Genomic DNA, 17,372 nt, shown 5'->3' with positions numbered 1-17,372 from the left:
GTCTTGTCACTCCACGAGGAGCGCATCCACCACGAGCGGACCGCGGGCCGTGAGCATCACCGGGTTCAGCTCGATCTCTCGGAAATCCGTGAGGTCAGCCCGCGCCGCTTCGGCCAGCCGCTCGAGGAAGCCCACGAAAGCTTCGGCACGCTGGGACCCGATCAATCGGGGCAGGCGCCATCCGGCGACGTGGTCGGCGATCGACGGCGAAGATGCGAGTGGAATCGTCCCGAACACCGCTCCCGCCTCGGCGGCCCAGCCGCCGACCGCGACAGTGAGGCTCAGCCCCGCGAGGGGGTCGCGCACCACGCCCACGAGCAGCTCGGGCCCCGACACCATCTCGGTGACGAGGAACCGCACGTCCGAGCCGTCGGACACACCGGCGGCGATCGCGTTCGCCTTGATGCGGGCGCACGCGGCGGCGACGCCCTCGGCGGGAACGGAGAGCGCCACCCCGCCGACCCGCTCCTTGTGCGCGACCGACGCGAGCGAGAGCTTCACCGCGAAGGGGCCGGCGAGGGTCGCGGCGACCCGTTCGGCCTCGGACTCGTCAGCCGCTTCGGCTCCGCCGACGACGGGGAGGCCCGCCGCGCGCAGGAGCTCGCGAGCCGCTGCCTCGGCGACGATGCCGCGCGACATCGTCCCTGATCCCGCTGATGAGAAGGCGCCGGGAAGGTCGTCGTCCGCGCGCCGCGGAAGGGCGAGTCGCCCGAGGGCGGCGAGCGTGAGATCGAGGTCGGGGGCCACCCAGACCCGAGTGCCTTTCGCGAACTCACGCATCCAGTCGGAGACCGGCTGATGCGCGACGCTCGCGATGAGGACCGGCAGACCTGTCGAGCGGGAGACTTCGCGCAGACGCTCCATTCCCGCTCGCTGCCAGTGATACTCGGGGCTCTCCGTCGGCCAGGGGAGCTGCCAGGGCTCGATGAGGAAACGCACGGCCGGATCGTCGCCGAGCGCCGCGTAGACGGCAGCGGCGTCCCCCGTGTTGATGTCGAGCGGGTTGCCGACGTACGCTCCCGGCGGCAGCGCGGCGCGGAGCCTTTCCGCGGTGGTCGAAGAGGGCGGCGCGAGCGGGACGCCGTGGTGCGCCGCGAGGTCGGCGCTGAGACCCGCTCCACCGCCGGACAGGGTCGCGACGAATCCCCCGCGCGCGTCCTCAGGGGAGAGGATCGCCGAGAGCGACGCCACGCGGGCGAGTTCCTCGATCGTGGCGACGGTCACGACCCCGAGGCTGCGCAGCCACGCCCCTACCGTCCGCTGTTCGCTGACGACCGCCCCCGTGTGCGAGGCCGCGACGCCGCGGCCGGCTTCCGACGCGCCGAGCAGGAGAAGCGCCACCGTCTTGCCTGCCGCACGGGCGCGCGCCGCGACGCGCTCGAGCGTTTCGCGGTTCGTCAGCGACTCCACGACGCCGAGCACGACCCGCGTCGTGGGTCGGGAGATCGCGAACTCGAGCGATGCGGCGATGTCGAGCACCGCGCCGTTGCCGAGCGAGGCCGCGAAGTCGATGCCGAGTCCTTCGCTGTGCACCGCCCTCAGGGCTGCCGCGGTGAGTCCGCCGCTCTGGCTCACGAGCGACACGTCACCCGGGACGAGCCCGTGCGCGATCGGCTCCGCGATCGCGCACAGGCGCTCGTGCATGAGCGCGAAGCCGACCCCGTTGGGTCCGACGAGCAGCAGCTCGCGACCCGCGCACAGCTCACGCAGGCGGGCCTCGCGGGCGCGGCCTTCGTCGGTGCCGAGCTCGCCGAACCCGTTCGAGACGACGAGGAAGCGCGAGCATCCGCGCGCCACGAGCCGCTCGAGCTGGACGAGCACCTGATCGGCGTTCGTGAGGAGCGCGGCGACCTCGGGGGCCGCGGGCAGAGCGTCGAGGTCGGGGTAGCAGGGTCGTCCGAGCAGGGTCTCGCGCCGGGGATTCACCAGCCAGATCTCGCCCGGGTAACCGTGTCGGACGAGGTTCTCGATGAGCCACTCCGTCCAGGGGATGCCGCTCTGGGAGGCCCCGACGATCGCGACTCCGCGCGCGCCCATCACTGCTCGATCCCGTAGAACGCAGCGGCTGTGTCGTGGAACAGCGCCGCACGGTCCGCATCGCTCCAGTCCGCGGTGAGCGCGCGGGCCGCGTCGAGGGCTCGCTCGTAGCCGCCTGCGAGGTCGATCACGGGCCAGTCGCTGCCCCACATGAGTCGTGACGGGCCGAATGCCTCGACGGCGCGGTCGACGAACGGACGCAGGTCGTCGGGCGACCACACGGTGAAGTCGCCCCCGGCGGGCATGAGCCCGGATACCTTCGCCCACACTGTGGGCGACTCCGCGGCGCGCGCGATGTTCGTCCACCAGGGCTCGCGCTCCTCGCGGCGCACAGGCGGCTTCGAAAGGTGATCGATCACGATGCGCAGCCGCGGATGACGTTCCACGAGCTCCGGCACGATCTCGAGGTGGCGACGGCGCACCGGTACGTAGTCGAAGGGGACACCCTCGTCCTCGAGGAGGCGCAGCCCCTCGGAGACCGCCGGGCGCAGGATCCAGTCGGGGTCCGGCTCGGAGTTGATCCCATGGCGGATCCCTCGGAACTTGGGGTGCCTGCGCAGCTCGGCGAGCCGGCGGGCGGCGCGATCGGGTTCATCGAGCGGGATCCACGCCACGACGGCCGCGATCTCTTCGTGCTCTGCGGCCTGGTCGAGGAGGAAGTCGGTATCGGCGTCGTTGTCGGCGCCCTGGACCAGCACGGTGGCGGTCACGCCGGCCCGCGAGAGCAGAGGCTGGAGCTCACCGAACAGCACCTCGCGATCGAGGAGCGGCAGGTGCGGGCCGAGCCAGGGGTAGGAGGCGCGCCGTCGATCCCACAGATGGTGATGTGCGTCGATCAGCCGAGCGGTCGAGACGGTCATAGCGGAAGCCCATCGGCCAGGTCGTCGACCGCGACGACGCGTCCACCGCTCGCGAGTGTGACGACCAGCGTCCGGAGATCGTCGCCCGCGAAGCAGAGGTTGGTCGGCCGCGATCCCTCGCCTGTGGGGAGTCGATCGGTGACGGAGCCGGTCGGGTCGATGACGACGACCTCGTCCGAGGCGAACGCGGCGACGTAGAGGTTGCCGCCGGCGTCGAAGGCGATCCCGTCGGGCTCGGTCCCGGGGATCTCCGCGAACGTCTCGGCATCGCCGAGGGTGGCACCTTCCCTGGGTAGCCGGACGATGCGGTCCCCATGGGAGTCGGCGACGAACAGCGCGCTCGCGTCCGCGTCGAACGCGAGGCCGTTCGGGAAGGCGATGCCCTCGGCCACGGTCGTCACATCGTCGGTGGCGGGGTCCCATCGGCGCACGCGCGGTGCGAGGCCGCGCTCCTCGTCGGTGCCCGGATCGGTGTACCAGAGGGCACCGTCTGGTCCATAGGTCCCGTCGTTGGGCGCAACGCTCGCCGGGGTGACGAGATCAGTGACCACGTCGCCGTCGACCACCTGGATCCCGGCGCTGACGGGGCGCAGGGAGCGGGTGCGGAACTTCGCGTTCTGCAGCACGGCCAGCCGGCCGTCGCGCCCGAGGGCGAGACCGTTCGGCCCCCCACCGGTTTCCACGATTCGTTCGACGGAGGTGTCAGGGGTGCCGTCGAGGGCGAGGGTGACGATCTGTCCTCGGGACATGCTCGTGACTGCGAGTCGTCCTTCGCCGAGCCAGACCGGGCCTTCGGTGAACCCGATGCCTCGGGCGATCTCGCGGAATGATGTGGCCACATTGCTCCCTTCGACCTCGATGTCCCAGCCAGGCTAACGCATGTTTCGCAGATCGCGCATGAATTCGAATCTCATCATCGGCGCTCTGAGCGTTCGTCAGCGGCGCGGTGGACCCGAGCCGCATCGGTCGGGAGTTTTTCCCGAAAATGTATTGACAATTCGAATATCCGCTGCTTGTGTTGCTTCCACGTCCCTCGACCTGCGAGCGACCGAGTGCATAGGCGCCTCTCTCGGCTACGGCCGTCGGCGGGGCGTCGCCTCAGTCGTCCGCGAGTTCGTGGCAATGAGGAAGAGTCCTCGCGCGACGGTGCGCCGACCGGTGCGACGCCGCGGACGTGACCCGAAGTGCCCGTCCCCGTCGCCGACGGGGCGGCGAAAGGAGGCAGGTCAATGCGGATCTCATCCGCTCGGAAATTCACGCCCCTCGCAGTGGGCGTCGCGGCACTGGCCCTCATCCTCGCAGCCTGCTCCGGCGGGGGAGCCGTGGGCGCCGGGGGGGACAGTGACGCCGAGGTCGGCGTCACAGAGGACACCATCTATCTCGCGGCGTCCCAGACGCTGAGCGGTCCCGGGGCCGCTAGCTGCGCGCCCAGCACGGATGCGGCGAAGCTCTACTTCGACAAGGTCAATGCCGAGGGCGGCATCGACGGTCGCAAGATCGACTTCGAGGTGATCGACGACGCGTACGACCCGCAGCGCGCGCTCGCGAACGTGCGCGGCTTCATCGACAGCAAGTTCGCCATGGTCGGCGCGTGCGGGTCCGCGACGGCCGCCGCGGTCTACAAGACACTGAGCTCCGCGGGAATGCCGTTCCTGTTCCCGACCAACGGCGTCGCGGAGGTCGTCAAGCCCGCGGCCCCTGGTGTCTTCCAGATCCTGCCCCTGTACGAGGACCAGACGGCGGCGCTCGTGCAATACGGCTTCGAGGAGTTCGGCGCCGGGAGCATCTTCGTCGTCGTCAACCCGCTCGGCGAGTACGAGTCGGCGATCGAGCGCGCCCGAGAGGCGGCGGAGCAGGGCGGCGGCGAGTTCGCCGGCTCGGCGGTCGCCCAGCTCGGCACCACCGACTACACGCCGATCGCGCTCCAGATCAAGGAAGCGGAGCCCGACTTCGTCGTGATCAGCACGGGCGGCAGCGACAGCGCCAAGTTCGTCAACGCGCTCGTGGACCAGAATGCACTCCCGGCCAAGGGGGTCCTGGGCACGAGTGCCGCGGTCGCGGGCTCGTTCCTCAACTCGTACAACGTCGCGGCCGCTGAGCACCTCTACCTCGGCTCGGCGACCCAGTTGCCCGCCGCTGCCGACAACGAGTGCATCGAGCTGCTCGCCGGCGGCGACTTCGCGAACGACCCCATCGCCCACATCGGATGCGCATCGGCCATGGGAATCGTCCAGGCGATCCGGCAGACCTCGCCGCTCACCCGCGAGGGCCTCATGAAGACGATCGAGTCGTGGAGCGAGGAGGACGTCTCGCCCGGCGTGTTCGCCCCGGTGAGCTTCTCCGCTGAGGACCACATCGGCCTCGCGACGCTGTACATCGTCCAGCCCAAGGGCTCCGAGTTCAACGTCATCGCCCAATGCCCATACAGCGAGGATGACTCAGCGGTGGGCGGCTGCACGGCGGCAGGCTGACGGGAACGCTGCAGCACCGTCGACACGAAGGACTGAGGACATGGATCTGTACATCTCGGCCGCGATCAGCGGAGTCGCCGTCGGTCTGCTCTACGGCATGATCGGATTCGCCATCGTCATGCTGTACAAGTCGACGGGCGTGGCGAACTTCGCGCAGGGGACGCTCGCGACTCTCGGCGCGTTCGTCGCCTGGGCGCTCGTCACCGACGCCGGCCTGCCGCTGCTGGCGGCGGTGCCGATCGCGCTGGTCGCGTCCGGGGTGTTCGGGATCATCGTCTACTTCCTCGTGATCCGGCCGCGGGCGAGCGCGGGCAACCTCAACATCACCGTCCGCACCCTCGGGCTGTCGCTTCTTCTGCTGGCGATCATGGAGTGGCGGTGGGGCGCCCTGGCGCCCTACCGCTACCCCACGATCGTCCAAGGCGAGGGTATCCAGATCGCCTCGGTGGTGCTCCCGGCGCAGAGCCTGCTCATCGCGGCCGTCGCAGCGGTCATCATGGTGCTGCTGTGGGCCCTGTTCCGCTACACGCGTGCGGGTCTGAGCTTCCGCGCGCTCGCCGAGCAGCCCGACACCGCTCGGCTGCTCGGACTGCGTGCCACGAGGCTGAGCGCCGCCACGTGGGGCCTGAGCGCCATCCTCGGCACCATCGTCGGAGTGCTGCTCGCGCCCAGCGCGTTCCTCGCTCCGGCGATGATGGAGCCGTACCTCCTCTTCACGTTCACAGGCATCGTGCTCGGAGGACTCACGAGCCTTCCCGGCGCGCTCCTCGGGAGCGTCATCGTCGGAATCATCTCCAACGTCACCATCGTGGCGTTCAACCTCGAAGCCGGCGTCCTCGTCGTCTTCGTCATCCTCCTCATCGTCATGCTCCTGCGCCCGCAAGGACTGCTCGGCAAGCAGGAAGCCGTCCGGCTGTGACCTCGAACGTCCACGAAGGAGTGGTCTCCCGATGATCATCGGCGACGCAAAGAACCGCACGCTCGTCCCGAGCCTCGTCATCGCGGGTGGGGTGACGGTCGTCGGCCTCGCACTGCCGCTCGACACCACCCTCGAGTACACCCTCATCGCAGCGGTCGCCTGGGCGATCGCCGCGATCGGGCTCGACGTGCTCGTGGGCTTCACCGGGCAGGTCTCGTTCGGGCAGGCCGCCTTCGTCGCAATAGGGGCTTACGCGACATCCGCCTTACGAATACATGCCGGCTTCCCCACACCACTCGCGGTGGTCGTGGGGGTGGGGATCACGGGGGTCATCGCACTGCTGCTCGGGAGCATCGTCGTGCGGTACCGGATCTTCGGCATCGCGGTCGCGACGCTGTTCTTCGGATACCTCACGGTGACGGTGCTCATGGGCGACGTGCTTCGCCCGGTGTTCGGCGGTGCCAACGGGCTCGCCGTGCCCGAGTACGAGCTGGTCGGCTCGCACGGCAAGCCCTACCTCCTGCTCACGTGCGTCGTGCTGCTCATCGTCGTGTTCGTGACCTGTTCTCTCACGGACTCGCAGACCGGTCGAGCGCTGCGTCTGGTGAAGACGAATGAGGCGGTCGCGGCTGCGGCGGGCATCCGCGTCCGTCGGATGAAGATGCTGTCCTTCACCTACTGCTGTGTTCTGGCGGCTATCGCCGGGGTGCTGTACGCCGGGGTCGTGGGGTACCTCGGACCGGAGGGCTTCGGCATCAAGCAGTCAGTCAACATCTTCGCAATGCTCGTCGTGGGCGGTGCCGGCACGGTCGGGGGTCCGATCCTCGGCGCGCTGCTCGTCACGATCCTGCCCGGATACCTGCTGCGGGACGGCCACGTCTCCGCTGTCGTGTTCGCCGCAGTACTGCTGTTCTTCCTCATCCTTCTGCCCGAGGGCATCTACGGACTCCTGCAGCGCGTCGGGGCGTGGATCACGCGCATGGTCCCCGCGCTCGGACGCTTCGCCGCGCGGAGGCGGTCGGCGCGCGTGCGCCGCGTCGACCACGATCCCGACGCCGCGACGACCGTCGTCGGCGGGGCATCCCGCGTCGTCGACGAGACCACGGAGGCCGAGGCCGACATCCCGGCGCTCGAGGTCGACGGCGTGGAAGTGACCTTCGGCGGGTTCGTCGCCCTCTCCGACGTGGACCTGCGCATCCGGGCCGGAAGCGTCCACGCGATCATCGGCCCCAACGGCGCCGGGAAGACGACGCTCCTGAACGCGGTGTCGGGCCTGTACGTGCCGTCGAAAGGCGACATCCGCGTGTTCGGCGAGTCGACGCGCGGGATGCCGCCCCACCGCATCCGTCAGCGCGGAGTGGTCCGGACCTTCCAGACGCCCGCCATCGTGCCGGACCTGGACGTGCTCGACAACGTCAAGCTCGGTCTGGATGCCGACGAGAAGGGCTCCTTCTGGACCGACCTGCTCGGTCGGCTGGCCACGGGTCGCCGCGAGCGTGCGCTCGAGGCGGAGGCGCACTGGGCGCTCGATGCTGTGGGCATCGACGAGAGCCGTCGCGCGCTGCTCGCGAAGAACCTCGACTTGAGCGAGCAGAAGCGGGTCGAGATCGCGCGCGGTCTCGTGGGCCACGCCCGCCTGCTGCTGCTCGACGAGCCGACGGCGGGCCTCTCGGTCAAGCAGATGGAGAGCCTCGGAGCGACGCTCAAAGAGGTCCACCGCAGGTTCGGACTCACGATCATGGTGATCTCGCACCACATCGGATTCATCCTGGACATCGCCGACGAGATGACGGTGCTCGACTACGGGCGCGTCATCGGCAACGGGGAGCCCGCCGAGGTGCTGGCGCGTCCTGAGATCGCGGCGACCTTCATGGGCGTCGATGCCGAGCCGGTCGAGGAGACCGCAGGAACGGAGGGGTCATGACCACGGATGCGGCGCAGCCGGCCACCGGCCGCGGTCTCGAGATCGAAGACCTCGTCGTCGGATACGGCAAGGCGACGGTGCTGCACGGCCTCTCACTCTCCGTCGCGCCCGGCGAGATCGTCGGGGTCGCCGGACCGAACGGCGCCGGGAAGTCGACGCTGCTCAAGGTCATCTCGGGACTGCTGCCCCGCACCGCCCGGCGGCTCGACTTCGACGGCGTGCCGCTCAAGCGGGATCCCGTCTCCGTGGTCGGTCGAGGCGTCGTGCACGTGCCCGAGGGGCGGCGGATGTTCGCGAACCTCACGGTCGAGGAGAATCTCCGGATCGGCGCGATCGGAGGCCGCGTACGCGAATACCGCGCCGCGCGGGACCGGGTGGTCGAGTTGCTCCCGGCCATCGTTCCCATGCTGGGCCGCAGGGCCGGACTGCTGAGCGGCGGCCAGCAGCAGCAGGTGGCGATCGCGCGCGGCCTCATCGCGAACCCCTCCCTGCTCATGGTCGACGAGCTCAGCCTCGGCCTCTCGCCCACGGCCGTCGCGAGCATCTCCGCGAGCACCGTCGCGAGCTGCCGCGAGCTCGGTGCGGGACTTCTCTGGGTGGACCAGAACGTGACGATCTTGGCGAAGCACTGCGACCGCCTCGTGCTCCTGCGCGACGGCGTCGCCGAAGCCGTCGACATGACCGATCGCGAGGCCCTCGGCTCCGTGTACTTCTGAGTCGATGACCACCCGCCGCATCCCGAGGCCTCACGACCTCGCGCCGCTCCTGCGGTTCAAGCGCCCCGTGCTGTCGCCCACCCGGCGACGGCTCGAGGCGGCGCTCACGATCCACGACCTGCGCCGAATCGCGAAGCGTCGCACACCGCGCGCAGCCTTCGACTTCGGCGACGGCGCGGCCGAGAGCGAGCTGTCGCTGCGGCGGGCCCGCCAGGCGTTCGAGGACGTCGAGTTCCATCCGACGGTGCTCACAGACGTATCGGATGTCGACACGTCACGGGACGTGCTGGGCCACCGCAGCAGTCATCCGTTCGCGATCGCCCCGATCGGGTTCACGCGCATGATGCACAGTGAGGGGGAGCGCGCCGGGGCGGCCGCGGCCGCAGCGTTCGGCATCCCGTTCACGCTCTCGACGATGGGCACGACGTCTATCGAGGACGTGGCGGCCGCAAGCGGGGATGGGCGTCGTTGGTTCCAGCTCTACCTCTGGAAGGACCGAGAACGCTCGATGGCGCTTGTCGGGCGAGCCGCCGCGGCGGGGTACGACACGCTCCTCGTGACCGTCGACTCCGCGGTCGCCGGCTCTCGGCTGCGAGACGTGCGCAACGGTATGACGATTCCGCCGACGCTCACCCCGCGCACGGTCATCGACGCGATCCCGCGACCGCGGTGGTGGTTCGACTTCCTCACCACCGAGCCGCTGTCGTTCGCCTCACTCGACCGCTGGAGCGGCACCGTGGCGGCGCTCGTCGACACGATGTTCGATCCGCGGCTCGGCTATGACGACTTGGCGTGGATCCGCGAGCAGTGGCCGGGGAAAGTGGTCGTGAAGGGAGTGCAGTCACTCCACGATGCGAGGCGCATCGCCGCGACCGGGGTCGACGGCATCGTGCTCTCGAACCACGGTGGGCGTCAGCTGGACCGGGCACCCGTGCCGTTCCACCTGCTGCCCGAAGTCGTGCGCGAGGTCGGCGCCGACGTGGAGATCTGGCTCGACACGGGGGTCATGTCGGGGGCCGACATCGTGGCGGCAGTGGCTCTGGGCGCTCGCAATGTGCTCATCGGGCGCGCGTACGTGTACGGGCTCATGGCCGGCGGACGCGCAGGCGTGGATCGCGCGCTCGACATCCTGTCGGCACAGATGCGCCGCACACTGCAGCTCCTCGGTGCGCCGACCCTCGATGAGCTCGGGCCGCATCACGTGAGACAGCTACGGCGGTTCGTTCCGGTCGAGGGGTGAGCGTCTCCGGCCTCGCCGCGAGACCTGCCGCGCAGGCGACGGCCGCGCGAGGCCGCGCCCGATCGCGGACTCAGCCCGGGATGCCGTGGCGCGCCCGTGGATCCGACGCGACACGGGTGCGCAGGGTGCGCACCGTCGTCGACGTGCACAGGAAGAGCGTGCGCCAGTCGTCACCGCCCCAGGTGAGGTTGGCACACACCTCGGGCGTGCGGATGATGCCGAGCAGCTCGCCCGCGGGGTCGAACACCCAGAGGCCGTCGCGTGCCGTCACCCACACGTTGCCCTGCTCGTCGCAGCGCATGCCGTCGGGGTTGCCCGTCTCCGCGCCGGCACTGCCCATGCCCGAGCACACGATGCGAGCGGGACCGAGAGTGCCGTCGGGGCGTACGTCGAACGCTTTGAGGTCGTCGACGTCGTCGACGTAGAGGACGGACTCGTCGGGGGAGAAACAGAGCCCGTTGGGCTGTTCGAACTCGTCTCGTGCGACGACGAGTTCGACGTCCCCACCTCCCGGGGGCACGCGATAGACACCCTGGAAGCCGAGCTCGAAGGGCCGCTCGACGCCCACGACGTGCTTCCACCTGCCGTAGTTCGAATCGGTGAACCAGACGCTTCCGTCGGAGCGTACGACCACGTCGTTGGGACTGTTGAGGTAGGTGCCCTCGAAGTGGAACGCCACGATCTCCCGTGCGCCGTCGGCACGCACGCGCACCACTGAGCTCGAAGCGTGCTCGCAGAGCAGGATCGAGCCGTCGAGGTCGACGGTTGCTCCGTTGACCTTCCACGCGGGGCGTGCCTCGAGCCTGGCACCGCGGTCCGCGCGCCAGCTCCATCGCGCGTCGCCGCGGAGGTCGCTGAAGGTGAGCGTCGAGGTCGCCGGCTGCCACGCGGGGCCCTCTGTGAAGACGAAACCGGAGGCGATCGTCTCGAAGTCGGCGTCGGGGTCGAGGAGCTCGCGCAGCCGGTCGGTGGCGTGGAGGAGTTCGATCATCGAGGTCCTTCCGAACGGATGCGCGGCGTCGCGGCATCCGCAGTTCAATCCTGCAAACCAACCAAGAATTCGAAAGTTATTGACGTTTCGAATACAAGGCCCTACTGTCGAGACTACAACGATCCTTCTCGCAGGAAGCAACGATGCGCCTAGCCAATCTCGCCGGACGGCTCGTACTTGTCGACGGTGATCGAGCCCTCGACGTAGAACGGTCCAGTGGCGGCACCTTCTCCTCTGACCCCCAGTCCGTGTACGAGCGCTGGGACGAGTTCCGCGCATGGGCGCAGACGGCATCCCTCGCCGGCGCTGAGGGGTTCGACCCGCGTCAGCTCTGCTCGCCGGTACCCACTCCGCGCCAGCTCTTCGCCGTGGGGCTCAACTACCGCGACCATGTCGATGAGGTGGGCCTCGCACACGACGTGCCGGTGGTGTTCACGAAGTACGTCTCCTCGATCGCCGGACCGTACGACGACATCCCGCACCCGGGCGGACACGTCGACTGGGAGGTCGAGCTCGTCGCCGTGATCGGGCGCGGCGGACACGGCATCCGCGAAGAGGATGCATGGAGCCACGTCGCAGGCCTCACGATCGGGCAGGACATCTCCGAGCGCATCACGCAGCACGTCGGGGTGACGCCTCAGTTCAGTCTCGGCAAGTCGTTCCCCAAGTTCGCGCCCATGGGGCCCGTCCTGGTCACGCCCGACGAACTCGACGATCCCGACGACGTCGCGCTCGAGACGGTCGTCAACGGCGAGACGGTGCAGAGCTCGCGGACGTCGTTCATGACCTCCTCGGTGAGTCGCCTCATCGCACAGCTCTCGAGTATCACGACCCTCCTCCCCGGCGATGTGATCTTCACAGGCACGCCTTCAGGAGTCGGGCTCGGGATGGTCCCGCCGCGCTACCTGAACGTCGGTGACGAGCTCGTCACGCGCATCGAGGGGGTCGGCGAGCTGCGCAATCGCATCGTCGCCCGCCAGGGGGTCGCATGACGCGGCGACTCACGCTCACGTTCGACAACGGCCCGGTGCCGGGTATCACCGAGGCCGTGCTCGACGTGCTGCGCGATCGCGGGCTCACCGCGACCTTCTTCGTGGTGGGCACCGATCTGCAGAAGCCGGGCCGGAGGGACCTCGTCGCACGGGCGAGAGGCGAGGGTCATCGCGTCGGAAATCACACGATGACGCACAGCGTGCTGCTCGGACGCACGGACGATCCCGCCGCACCGGAGAAGGAGATCGCCGCCAATCAGGACCTTCTCGGCGACCTCGCCTCAGAGGAGCGCTTCTTCCGGCCGTGGGGCGACGGCGGCGTCCTCGGGCCGCACCTGCTGAGCCCCCAGGCCATCGATCTGCTCGAGCGCGGCGGTTACAGCCTTGTGCTGTGGAACAGCGTGCCGCGCGACTGGGAGGATGCGACCGGATGGCCGGCGCGCGCCCGGGCAGACATCGATCGGCAGGACTGGACCGTTCTCGTGCTCCACGACAACTCACCGGCCGTCGAGCAGCTCGCCGGCTTCCTCGACGCCGTCGTCGCCGACGGTGTCGAGATCCGATCGGACTTCCCGGACGAGTGCGTCCCGATCCGACGCGGTGTTCGGACGGGGTCGCTCGAGGGGCTCGTCTCCGCATGACCCACGCAACACGAGAGGAACAGTGACGTGACAGACGCCGTGATCGCCGGCATCGGCGAATCCAAGATCGGCAAGGTGCCCGAGATGACGACCCTCGGGCTCATCGTCGACGCCTCGCTGAAGGCGATCGAAGACGCTGGCCTCACCGCCCACGACATCGACGGGATCATTCTGCACCCCGCCTTCCACATGTCGCCGCGGTACCACATCATCGTCTCCGAGACCCTCGGGATCTACGTCAAGACGCTCGCCGACACTGAGATGGCGGGGGGAGCCTCGTACGGGCTGGCCCTCGAGCGAGCGAAGCAGGCCGTCGAATCGGGGCTGTGCAAGAACGTTCTGCTCGTCGGCGGCGAGAAGCTCGCGACAGGGCACCTGTCCGGATCGGCGATGATGGCGTCGGTCGGTGCGCACAACCTCGACTGGGAGTACCCGTACGGCGCGACCATCCCGTCCTACTACGGCTTGCTCGCGCAGCGCTACTTCCACGAGACCGGTGCGACGGAGGCCGACCTCGCCGAGATCGCCGTCATGGTGCGACGGCACGCGAGCCGCAATCCGCTGGCGACCTACCGCGACGAGATCACGGTCGACGACGTGCTGAACTCCCCGGTCATCTCCTCACCGCTGCACCGCCTCGACTGCTCGCTCGTCTCGGACGGCGCGACCGCATACGTCGTCTCGGCGCGGGGCGCGAGCAAGGATCCGAAGCGCGAGGTCGAGTTCCTGGGCATCGGCCAGGCGCAGTCTTATTACCACATGGGTCAGCTCGCGGAAGGTTCGATGGACGGCAAGCACGACCTCGTCCGCACCGTCGTCGACATCGCGGGCGACCGTGCGTTCGGGCAGGCCGGAATCTCGCGCGACGACGTCGACGTCGCGATGATCTACGACTCGTTCACCATCACCGTCGCCGTGCAGTTGGAAGATCTCGGGTTCGCGGAGCGTGGGGGCGCGGGAGCCTTCGTGCGCGAGCACGGCGACCTCGGCGGCAAGCTCCCGATCAACACGCACGGCGGGTTGCTCAGTTTCGCCCACCCCGGAGCGAGCGGCGGCATGATGAGCTTCGCAGAGGCGGTGCGCCAACTCCGTGGAGAAGCCCAGGGGCGCCAGGTGGACGACGCCGAGATCGCCCTCGTCACGAGTGCGAGCGCCGTCGCCTCAAACTTCACCGTCAGCATCCTAGGCGCCTCGCGAGCCTGAGCCGGAAGGAGACAGACATGGGCAAGATCCATCGGCCGCTGCCGACAATCACCCCCGACCACGAGCGGTTCTGGCAGGCCGCGAAAGCGCATCGGATGGAACTGCAGAAGTGCGACCGGTGCGGCCGTTTCTGGTACTACCCCGGTCCGGTGTGCCACTACTGCTCGTCGCGGGAGTTCACATGGACGCCCGTCAGCGGCAACGGCACGATCTACAGCTACAGCGTGCTCGAGCGTGCGAAGGGCAACCCCTTCGAGGGCGACGTGCCGATCGCGATCGTGCTGGTGCGCCTCGAGGAAGGCCCGGTCATGATGTCGAACCTCGTCGACTATCAGCCGGATGATCTGCGCATCGACGCGCCTGTGACGGTGACGTACGAGGACGTCGACGAGCAGGTCACCTTGCCGGTCTTCCGTCCGGCCGCATGACCGGGCTCCGCATCGGGTGGGTCGGCCTCGGCGCGATGGGCGGGCCGATGGCCCGCGTGGCGGTCGAGGCCGGCTTCGAGGTGACGGGGTTCGACGTCGCCGCGGATGCGGTCGCGACGCTCGCCGCAGCGGGCGGCCGGATCGCCGGCTCGCCCGCAGAGGCGGCGCAGACCGCCGACGTTCTCGTCCTCATGGTCGCGACACCCGGGCAGGCCGAGGCGGTCCTCTTCGGAGACGGGGGCGCCGCGTCGGCGTTGCGCCCGGGGTCGATCGTGCTCGTCATGGCGACCGTCGGAGACACCGCTGTCCGCTCGTGGGCTGAGCGGCTCGCGGACTCGGACATCGCCGTCGTCGACGCGCCCGTGTCGGGGGGCGTGGAACGGGCCGCCGCGGGCGAGCTCCTGGTTATGGTCGCGGGATCCGAGGGCGAGATCGCACGGGTTCGTCCGCTGCTCGATGCTCTCGCCGCATCCGCGCCCGTCGTAGGTGCTGAGAGTGGGGACGGGCAGCGGATGAAGCTCGTCAACCAGCTGCTGTGCGGCGTGCACATCGTCGCCGCCGCGGAGGCGTTGTCCTTCGCGGAGGCGCTGGGCCTCGATCCGCGCGCGGCGTGGGAGGTCGTGAGGCAGGGCGCGGCCCGCTCGTTCATGCTCGACGACCGGGGCGCGCGGATGCTCGACGAGGCGCCGCCGGTGCGCAGCGCGGTCGACATCTTCGTCAAGGACATGGGGCTCGTGGTCGAAGCCGCCGAGTCCGCCGCGCATGAACCCGTGCTTGCTCGGGCCGCCCGTACCGTCTTCGGCACGGCTCGCGATCGAGGGCTCGGACGCCGCGACGACTCCGCGGTGATCGAGATCTATCGGAAGCTGTGATGCGCGTCAGCGTGCCGACCGAGGAGCTCGCGCAGCGCCTGTCGGGATGCGCCGACATCGCTGTATGGGATCTCGTGGGCGCCCCGCCGTGGTCGGCCATCGACGTCGTCGTGCCGCCGTACCAGAGCGATCCGTCCCTCCTCACGGCGCTCGCCGACGTCGAGGTGCGACTCGTGCAGAGCCAGAGCATCGGCTATGACGGCGTCGCCGATCACCTCCCGTCCGGCATCGCGTTCGCGAACGCCGCCGGAGTGCACGAGGGACCCGCGGCGGAGATCGGGATCGCCCTGCTCCTCGCCGCCCAGCGCGACCTTCCGAGGTACGCCGCACAGCAGATCAGCGGCACATGGAGTTCGGACGTCACGCGTGGCCTGCTTGGCCTGCGCGTCGTGATCCTCGGCGCCGGCGGTCTCGCGGGAGCATTCGTCGACCGGCTGGCACCCTTCGGAGCCGATGCCGTGCGCGTCGGTCGATCCCGGCGTCGCGACTCGCGGGGCGACGTCGCGGGGCCCGATGATCTCGCGCGCCTTCTCCCCGAGGCGGATGCCGTCGTCGTCTGCCTTCCGCTCGACGATTCGACTCGCGGAATGGTCGACGCCTCATTCCTCGGCCGCCTCCGCGAAGGGGCACTCTTGGTGAACATCGGCCGCGGACCAGTGGTGGATACGGCGGCTCTCCTCATCGAGCTCGAGTCGGGACGGCTGCGCGCGGCGCTCGACGTGACCGACCCCGAGCCGCTTCCGCCGTCGCATCCGCTCTGGCGCATGCCGGGCGTGCTCATCTCGCCCCACGTCGGCGGGAAGGTCAGCACTATGACGGATGCTGTGGAGTCACTGCTCAGGCGGCAGCTCACCGCCCTCAAGAGCGGTGCGACCCCCGCCAACCTCGTCGAGTTCGCCTGAGCGCGCACCTTGGTGGCGGCGGCGAGCGCCTGGGACCGAGACCCGCCGCCTTGCGCGAGACAGGTCAGTCCGGCCCACTTCAATTCAGAGGGTCGATTCCAGAGGTAGTTCGGACTGGTTTGCTCGTTTCGACGCCAGTTGGGACTGAAGATTCTGCGGGTTCTAGGTTCGCGCGCCTCGAGGATTGTCCAGAGGTAGTTCGGACAAGAGAACGAAAGAATCCCAGGTCAGGAGGCTTCGCACTTCCGCGGCGTGCGCGAATAGCCTCCGCCCAGCGGCCTGATGGTCGGGCAGGCTAACCGAGCATCCGGCCGCCATGAACGACGCGGGCGCTCACAGAGGCCAACCCGGAGGTATCTCGAATGAACGGAGCGTCTCACGCTCGCTGCCCGCTGAGGGACCGACGTGAGACGGTGATCCACCGCGCGTGTGCTCTCGTCTCACGTGGTCGGGACGAGGTCACCTGCTGCCCGCCATCGCGACGATTGCCGCGGCGCCGACCGCTCCGCCCGCTACGACAATTAGCCCGGCTACCCACAAGACAACTTGCGAGGCGCCAGCCGTTGCGACCGCAACAACTACTGCAGCGAGGACGTAAGTCGTCAAGAACATGGATAGCGATAGCGTCGCGAGCTGCCGCGCGTGCCGTGCGCTGAGCGGGAAGAACGCCACCGCGCCGAGAACGAGGGTCACTCCGACCGTAACGACCCCCCTCCAGAACTCGAGCGGCTCGACCGGCTCGCCGGGCTCAAACGCCAAGAGTCGAAGGTGTTCCAGCGGAACGGCGACCAGTCCCGCCAGAAGGTAGATCAAGAGGGCAAAGAGCCAATCAACAGGTGAGCTGCGGCTTCGATCCTGCGAAGTCGGGGTCTTCATGAGTCAAGACTTACAGGGGACGCAGCAATGGCCCGCCTAGTGCTCGCCGATCGACCGGTGATCGCACGTCGCGAACCTCGAACTTCGACGGCCACTTCCGCGCATCGCCGATCGAATCACCGCCTATCGGGTGGGCCAATCGACACGGGCGAGTCAATCTGTCGACGACGGTTGAAGAACCTGCCAAAACGACGGGCGAAAACTAGGCCACCTGGTTGTCGTTTGCTCAGTCTGCCGGATCCTGTGTCTTGATGCTCGGGAGGCTGTCGATGCCCCTGCCGCGGAGTCGGTAGCTGGCGC

General features: G+C 69.0%; 16 protein-coding genes. 11 read left to right on the top strand and 5 right to left on the bottom strand.

Annotated elements, in window-relative coordinates; all coding sequences use genetic code 11:
• Window positions 1–6: 6 nt before the first annotated feature.
• The 3 genes from VFF97_RS00690 to VFF97_RS00680 are packed head-to-tail and all read right to left on the bottom strand — an operon-like array spanning window position 7 to window position 3,736.
• Entirely contained in the window at window positions 7–2,037 is a 2,031-nt protein-coding gene (locus VFF97_RS00690; RefSeq protein WP_325031571.1) for an acetate--CoA ligase family protein, read from the bottom strand.
• Window positions 2,037–2,897 (bottom strand): amidohydrolase family protein, encoded by an 861-nt coding sequence (locus VFF97_RS00685; protein WP_325031570.1) that lies wholly within the window; start codon window positions 2,895–2,897, stop codon window positions 2,037–2,039. Before VFF97_RS00685 ends, VFF97_RS00690 begins: the two co-directional genes overlap by 1 nt.
• Window positions 2,894–3,736: an SMP-30/gluconolactonase/LRE family protein gene (locus VFF97_RS00680; RefSeq protein ID WP_325031569.1), complete on the bottom strand. Its 843-nt coding sequence runs from the start codon at window positions 3,734–3,736 to the stop codon at window positions 2,894–2,896. The genes VFF97_RS00685 and VFF97_RS00680 overlap by 4 nt, the downstream gene beginning before the upstream one ends.
• Before the next feature lie 390 nt (window positions 3,737–4,126).
• On the opposite strand from VFF97_RS00680, the gene VFF97_RS00675 reads away from it, so the two are divergent.
• From VFF97_RS00675 to VFF97_RS00655, 5 genes are read left to right on the top strand one after another with little or no spacing between them, the layout of a single operon-like run.
• Window positions 4,127–5,368, top strand: coding sequence for an ABC transporter substrate-binding protein (locus VFF97_RS00675; RefSeq protein ID WP_325031568.1), 1,242 nt, complete (start codon window positions 4,127–4,129; stop codon window positions 5,366–5,368).
• A 40-nt stretch (window positions 5,369–5,408) separates the two neighbouring features.
• On the top strand, window positions 5,409–6,287 hold the full coding sequence (locus tag VFF97_RS00670; RefSeq protein WP_325031567.1) for a branched-chain amino acid ABC transporter permease: 879 nt from the start codon (window positions 5,409–5,411) through the stop codon (window positions 6,285–6,287).
• A gap of 31 nt (window positions 6,288–6,318) precedes the next feature.
• Complete coding sequence (locus tag VFF97_RS00665) at window positions 6,319–8,211, top strand: branched-chain amino acid ABC transporter ATP-binding protein/permease (RefSeq protein ID WP_325031566.1); 1,893 nt, start codon at window positions 6,319–6,321, stop codon at window positions 8,209–8,211.
• Window positions 8,208–8,927 carry an ABC transporter ATP-binding protein gene (locus VFF97_RS00660; RefSeq protein ID WP_325031565.1) on the top strand — a complete coding sequence of 240 codons (720 nt, stop codon included), beginning with the start codon at window positions 8,208–8,210 and terminating at the stop codon, window positions 8,925–8,927. Before VFF97_RS00665 ends, VFF97_RS00660 begins: the two co-directional genes overlap by 4 nt.
• A 4-nt stretch (window positions 8,928–8,931) precedes the next feature.
• Window positions 8,932–10,167: an alpha-hydroxy acid oxidase gene (locus VFF97_RS00655; RefSeq protein WP_325031564.1), complete on the top strand. Its 1,236-nt coding sequence runs from the start codon at window positions 8,932–8,934 to the stop codon at window positions 10,165–10,167.
• A gap of 70 nt (window positions 10,168–10,237) precedes the next feature.
• On the opposite strand, the gene VFF97_RS00650 is transcribed toward VFF97_RS00655, so the two are convergent.
• A complete protein-coding gene (locus tag VFF97_RS00650; RefSeq protein WP_325031563.1) occupies window positions 10,238–11,158 on the bottom strand; it encodes an SMP-30/gluconolactonase/LRE family protein in 921 nt (306 codons plus the stop codon).
• 248 nt (window positions 11,159–11,406) lie between these two features.
• Here VFF97_RS00650 and VFF97_RS00645 point away from each other — a divergent pair, with 248 nt between their 5' ends.
• From VFF97_RS00645 to VFF97_RS00620, 6 genes are read left to right on the top strand one after another with little or no spacing between them, the layout of a single operon-like run.
• On the top strand, window positions 11,407–12,150 hold the full coding sequence (locus VFF97_RS00645) for a fumarylacetoacetate hydrolase family protein (protein WP_325031562.1): 744 nt from the start codon (window positions 11,407–11,409) through the stop codon (window positions 12,148–12,150).
• Window positions 12,147–12,791: a polysaccharide deacetylase family protein gene (locus tag VFF97_RS00640; RefSeq protein WP_325031561.1), complete on the top strand. Its 645-nt coding sequence runs from the start codon at window positions 12,147–12,149 to the stop codon at window positions 12,789–12,791. Before VFF97_RS00645 ends, VFF97_RS00640 begins: the two co-directional genes overlap by 4 nt.
• Window positions 12,792–12,818: 27 nt before the next feature.
• Complete coding sequence (locus VFF97_RS00635; RefSeq protein ID WP_325031560.1) at window positions 12,819–13,994, top strand: thiolase family protein; 1,176 nt, start codon at window positions 12,819–12,821, stop codon at window positions 13,992–13,994.
• Between the two features lie 17 nt (window positions 13,995–14,011).
• Complete coding sequence (locus VFF97_RS00630) at window positions 14,012–14,422, top strand: Zn-ribbon domain-containing OB-fold protein (RefSeq protein WP_325031559.1); 411 nt, start codon at window positions 14,012–14,014, stop codon at window positions 14,420–14,422.
• Window positions 14,419–15,294, top strand: coding sequence for an NAD(P)-dependent oxidoreductase (locus VFF97_RS00625; protein WP_325031558.1), 876 nt, complete (start codon window positions 14,419–14,421; stop codon window positions 15,292–15,294). The genes VFF97_RS00630 and VFF97_RS00625 overlap by 4 nt, the downstream gene beginning before the upstream one ends.
• Window positions 15,294–16,196 (top strand): NAD(P)-dependent oxidoreductase, encoded by a 903-nt coding sequence (locus VFF97_RS00620; protein ID WP_325031557.1) that lies wholly within the window; start codon window positions 15,294–15,296, stop codon window positions 16,194–16,196. Before VFF97_RS00625 ends, VFF97_RS00620 begins: the two co-directional genes overlap by 1 nt.
• A 459-nt stretch (window positions 16,197–16,655) precedes the next feature.
• Here the strand turns inward: VFF97_RS00620 and VFF97_RS00615 are convergent, their stop codons facing one another.
• Window positions 16,656–17,072 (bottom strand): hypothetical protein, encoded by a 417-nt coding sequence (locus VFF97_RS00615; RefSeq protein ID WP_325031556.1) that lies wholly within the window; start codon window positions 17,070–17,072, stop codon window positions 16,656–16,658.
• Between the last annotated feature and the right edge of the window lie 300 nt (window positions 17,073–17,372).

Source organism: Microbacterium sp., assembly GCF_035687345.1.
Taxonomy (GTDB): domain Bacteria; phylum Actinomycetota; class Actinomycetes; order Actinomycetales; family Microbacteriaceae; genus Microbacterium.
The sequence above is the reverse complement of the archived record's forward strand: the minus strand, read 5'-3'. Positions and strand labels throughout refer to the sequence as shown.

What these genes read in the sequence shown, in the direction of transcription:
- VFF97_RS00625 (WP_325031558.1), top strand. Translation starts at nt 14,419, where the DNA reads ATGACCGGGCTCCGCATCGGGTGGGTCGGCCTCGGCGCGATGGGCGGG.
- VFF97_RS00675 (WP_325031568.1), top strand. Translation starts at nt 4,127, where the DNA reads ATGCGGATCTCATCCGCTCGGAAATTCACGCCCCTCGCAGTGGGCGTC.
- VFF97_RS00665 (WP_325031566.1), top strand. Translation starts at nt 6,319, where the DNA reads ATGATCATCGGCGACGCAAAGAACCGCACGCTCGTCCCGAGCCTCGTC.
- VFF97_RS00650 (WP_325031563.1), bottom strand. Translation starts at nt 11,158, where the DNA reads ATGATCGAACTCCTCCACGCCACCGACCGGCTGCGCGAGCTCCTCGAC.
- VFF97_RS00615 (WP_325031556.1), bottom strand. Translation starts at nt 17,072, where the DNA reads ATGAAGACCCCGACTTCGCAGGATCGAAGCCGCAGCTCACCTGTTGAT.
- VFF97_RS00660 (WP_325031565.1), top strand. Translation starts at nt 8,208, where the DNA reads ATGACCACGGATGCGGCGCAGCCGGCCACCGGCCGCGGTCTCGAGATC.
- VFF97_RS00690 (WP_325031571.1), bottom strand. Translation starts at nt 2,037, where the DNA reads ATGGGCGCGCGCGGAGTCGCGATCGTCGGGGCCTCCCAGAGCGGCATC.
- VFF97_RS00620 (WP_325031557.1), top strand. Translation starts at nt 15,294, where the DNA reads ATGCGCGTCAGCGTGCCGACCGAGGAGCTCGCGCAGCGCCTGTCGGGA.
- VFF97_RS00655 (WP_325031564.1), top strand. Translation starts at nt 8,932, where the DNA reads ATGACCACCCGCCGCATCCCGAGGCCTCACGACCTCGCGCCGCTCCTG.
- VFF97_RS00640 (WP_325031561.1), top strand. Translation starts at nt 12,147, where the DNA reads ATGACGCGGCGACTCACGCTCACGTTCGACAACGGCCCGGTGCCGGGT.
- VFF97_RS00685 (WP_325031570.1), bottom strand. Translation starts at nt 2,897, where the DNA reads ATGACCGTCTCGACCGCTCGGCTGATCGACGCACATCACCATCTGTGG.
- VFF97_RS00670 (WP_325031567.1), top strand. Translation starts at nt 5,409, where the DNA reads ATGGATCTGTACATCTCGGCCGCGATCAGCGGAGTCGCCGTCGGTCTG.
- VFF97_RS00630 (WP_325031559.1), top strand. Translation starts at nt 14,012, where the DNA reads ATGGGCAAGATCCATCGGCCGCTGCCGACAATCACCCCCGACCACGAG.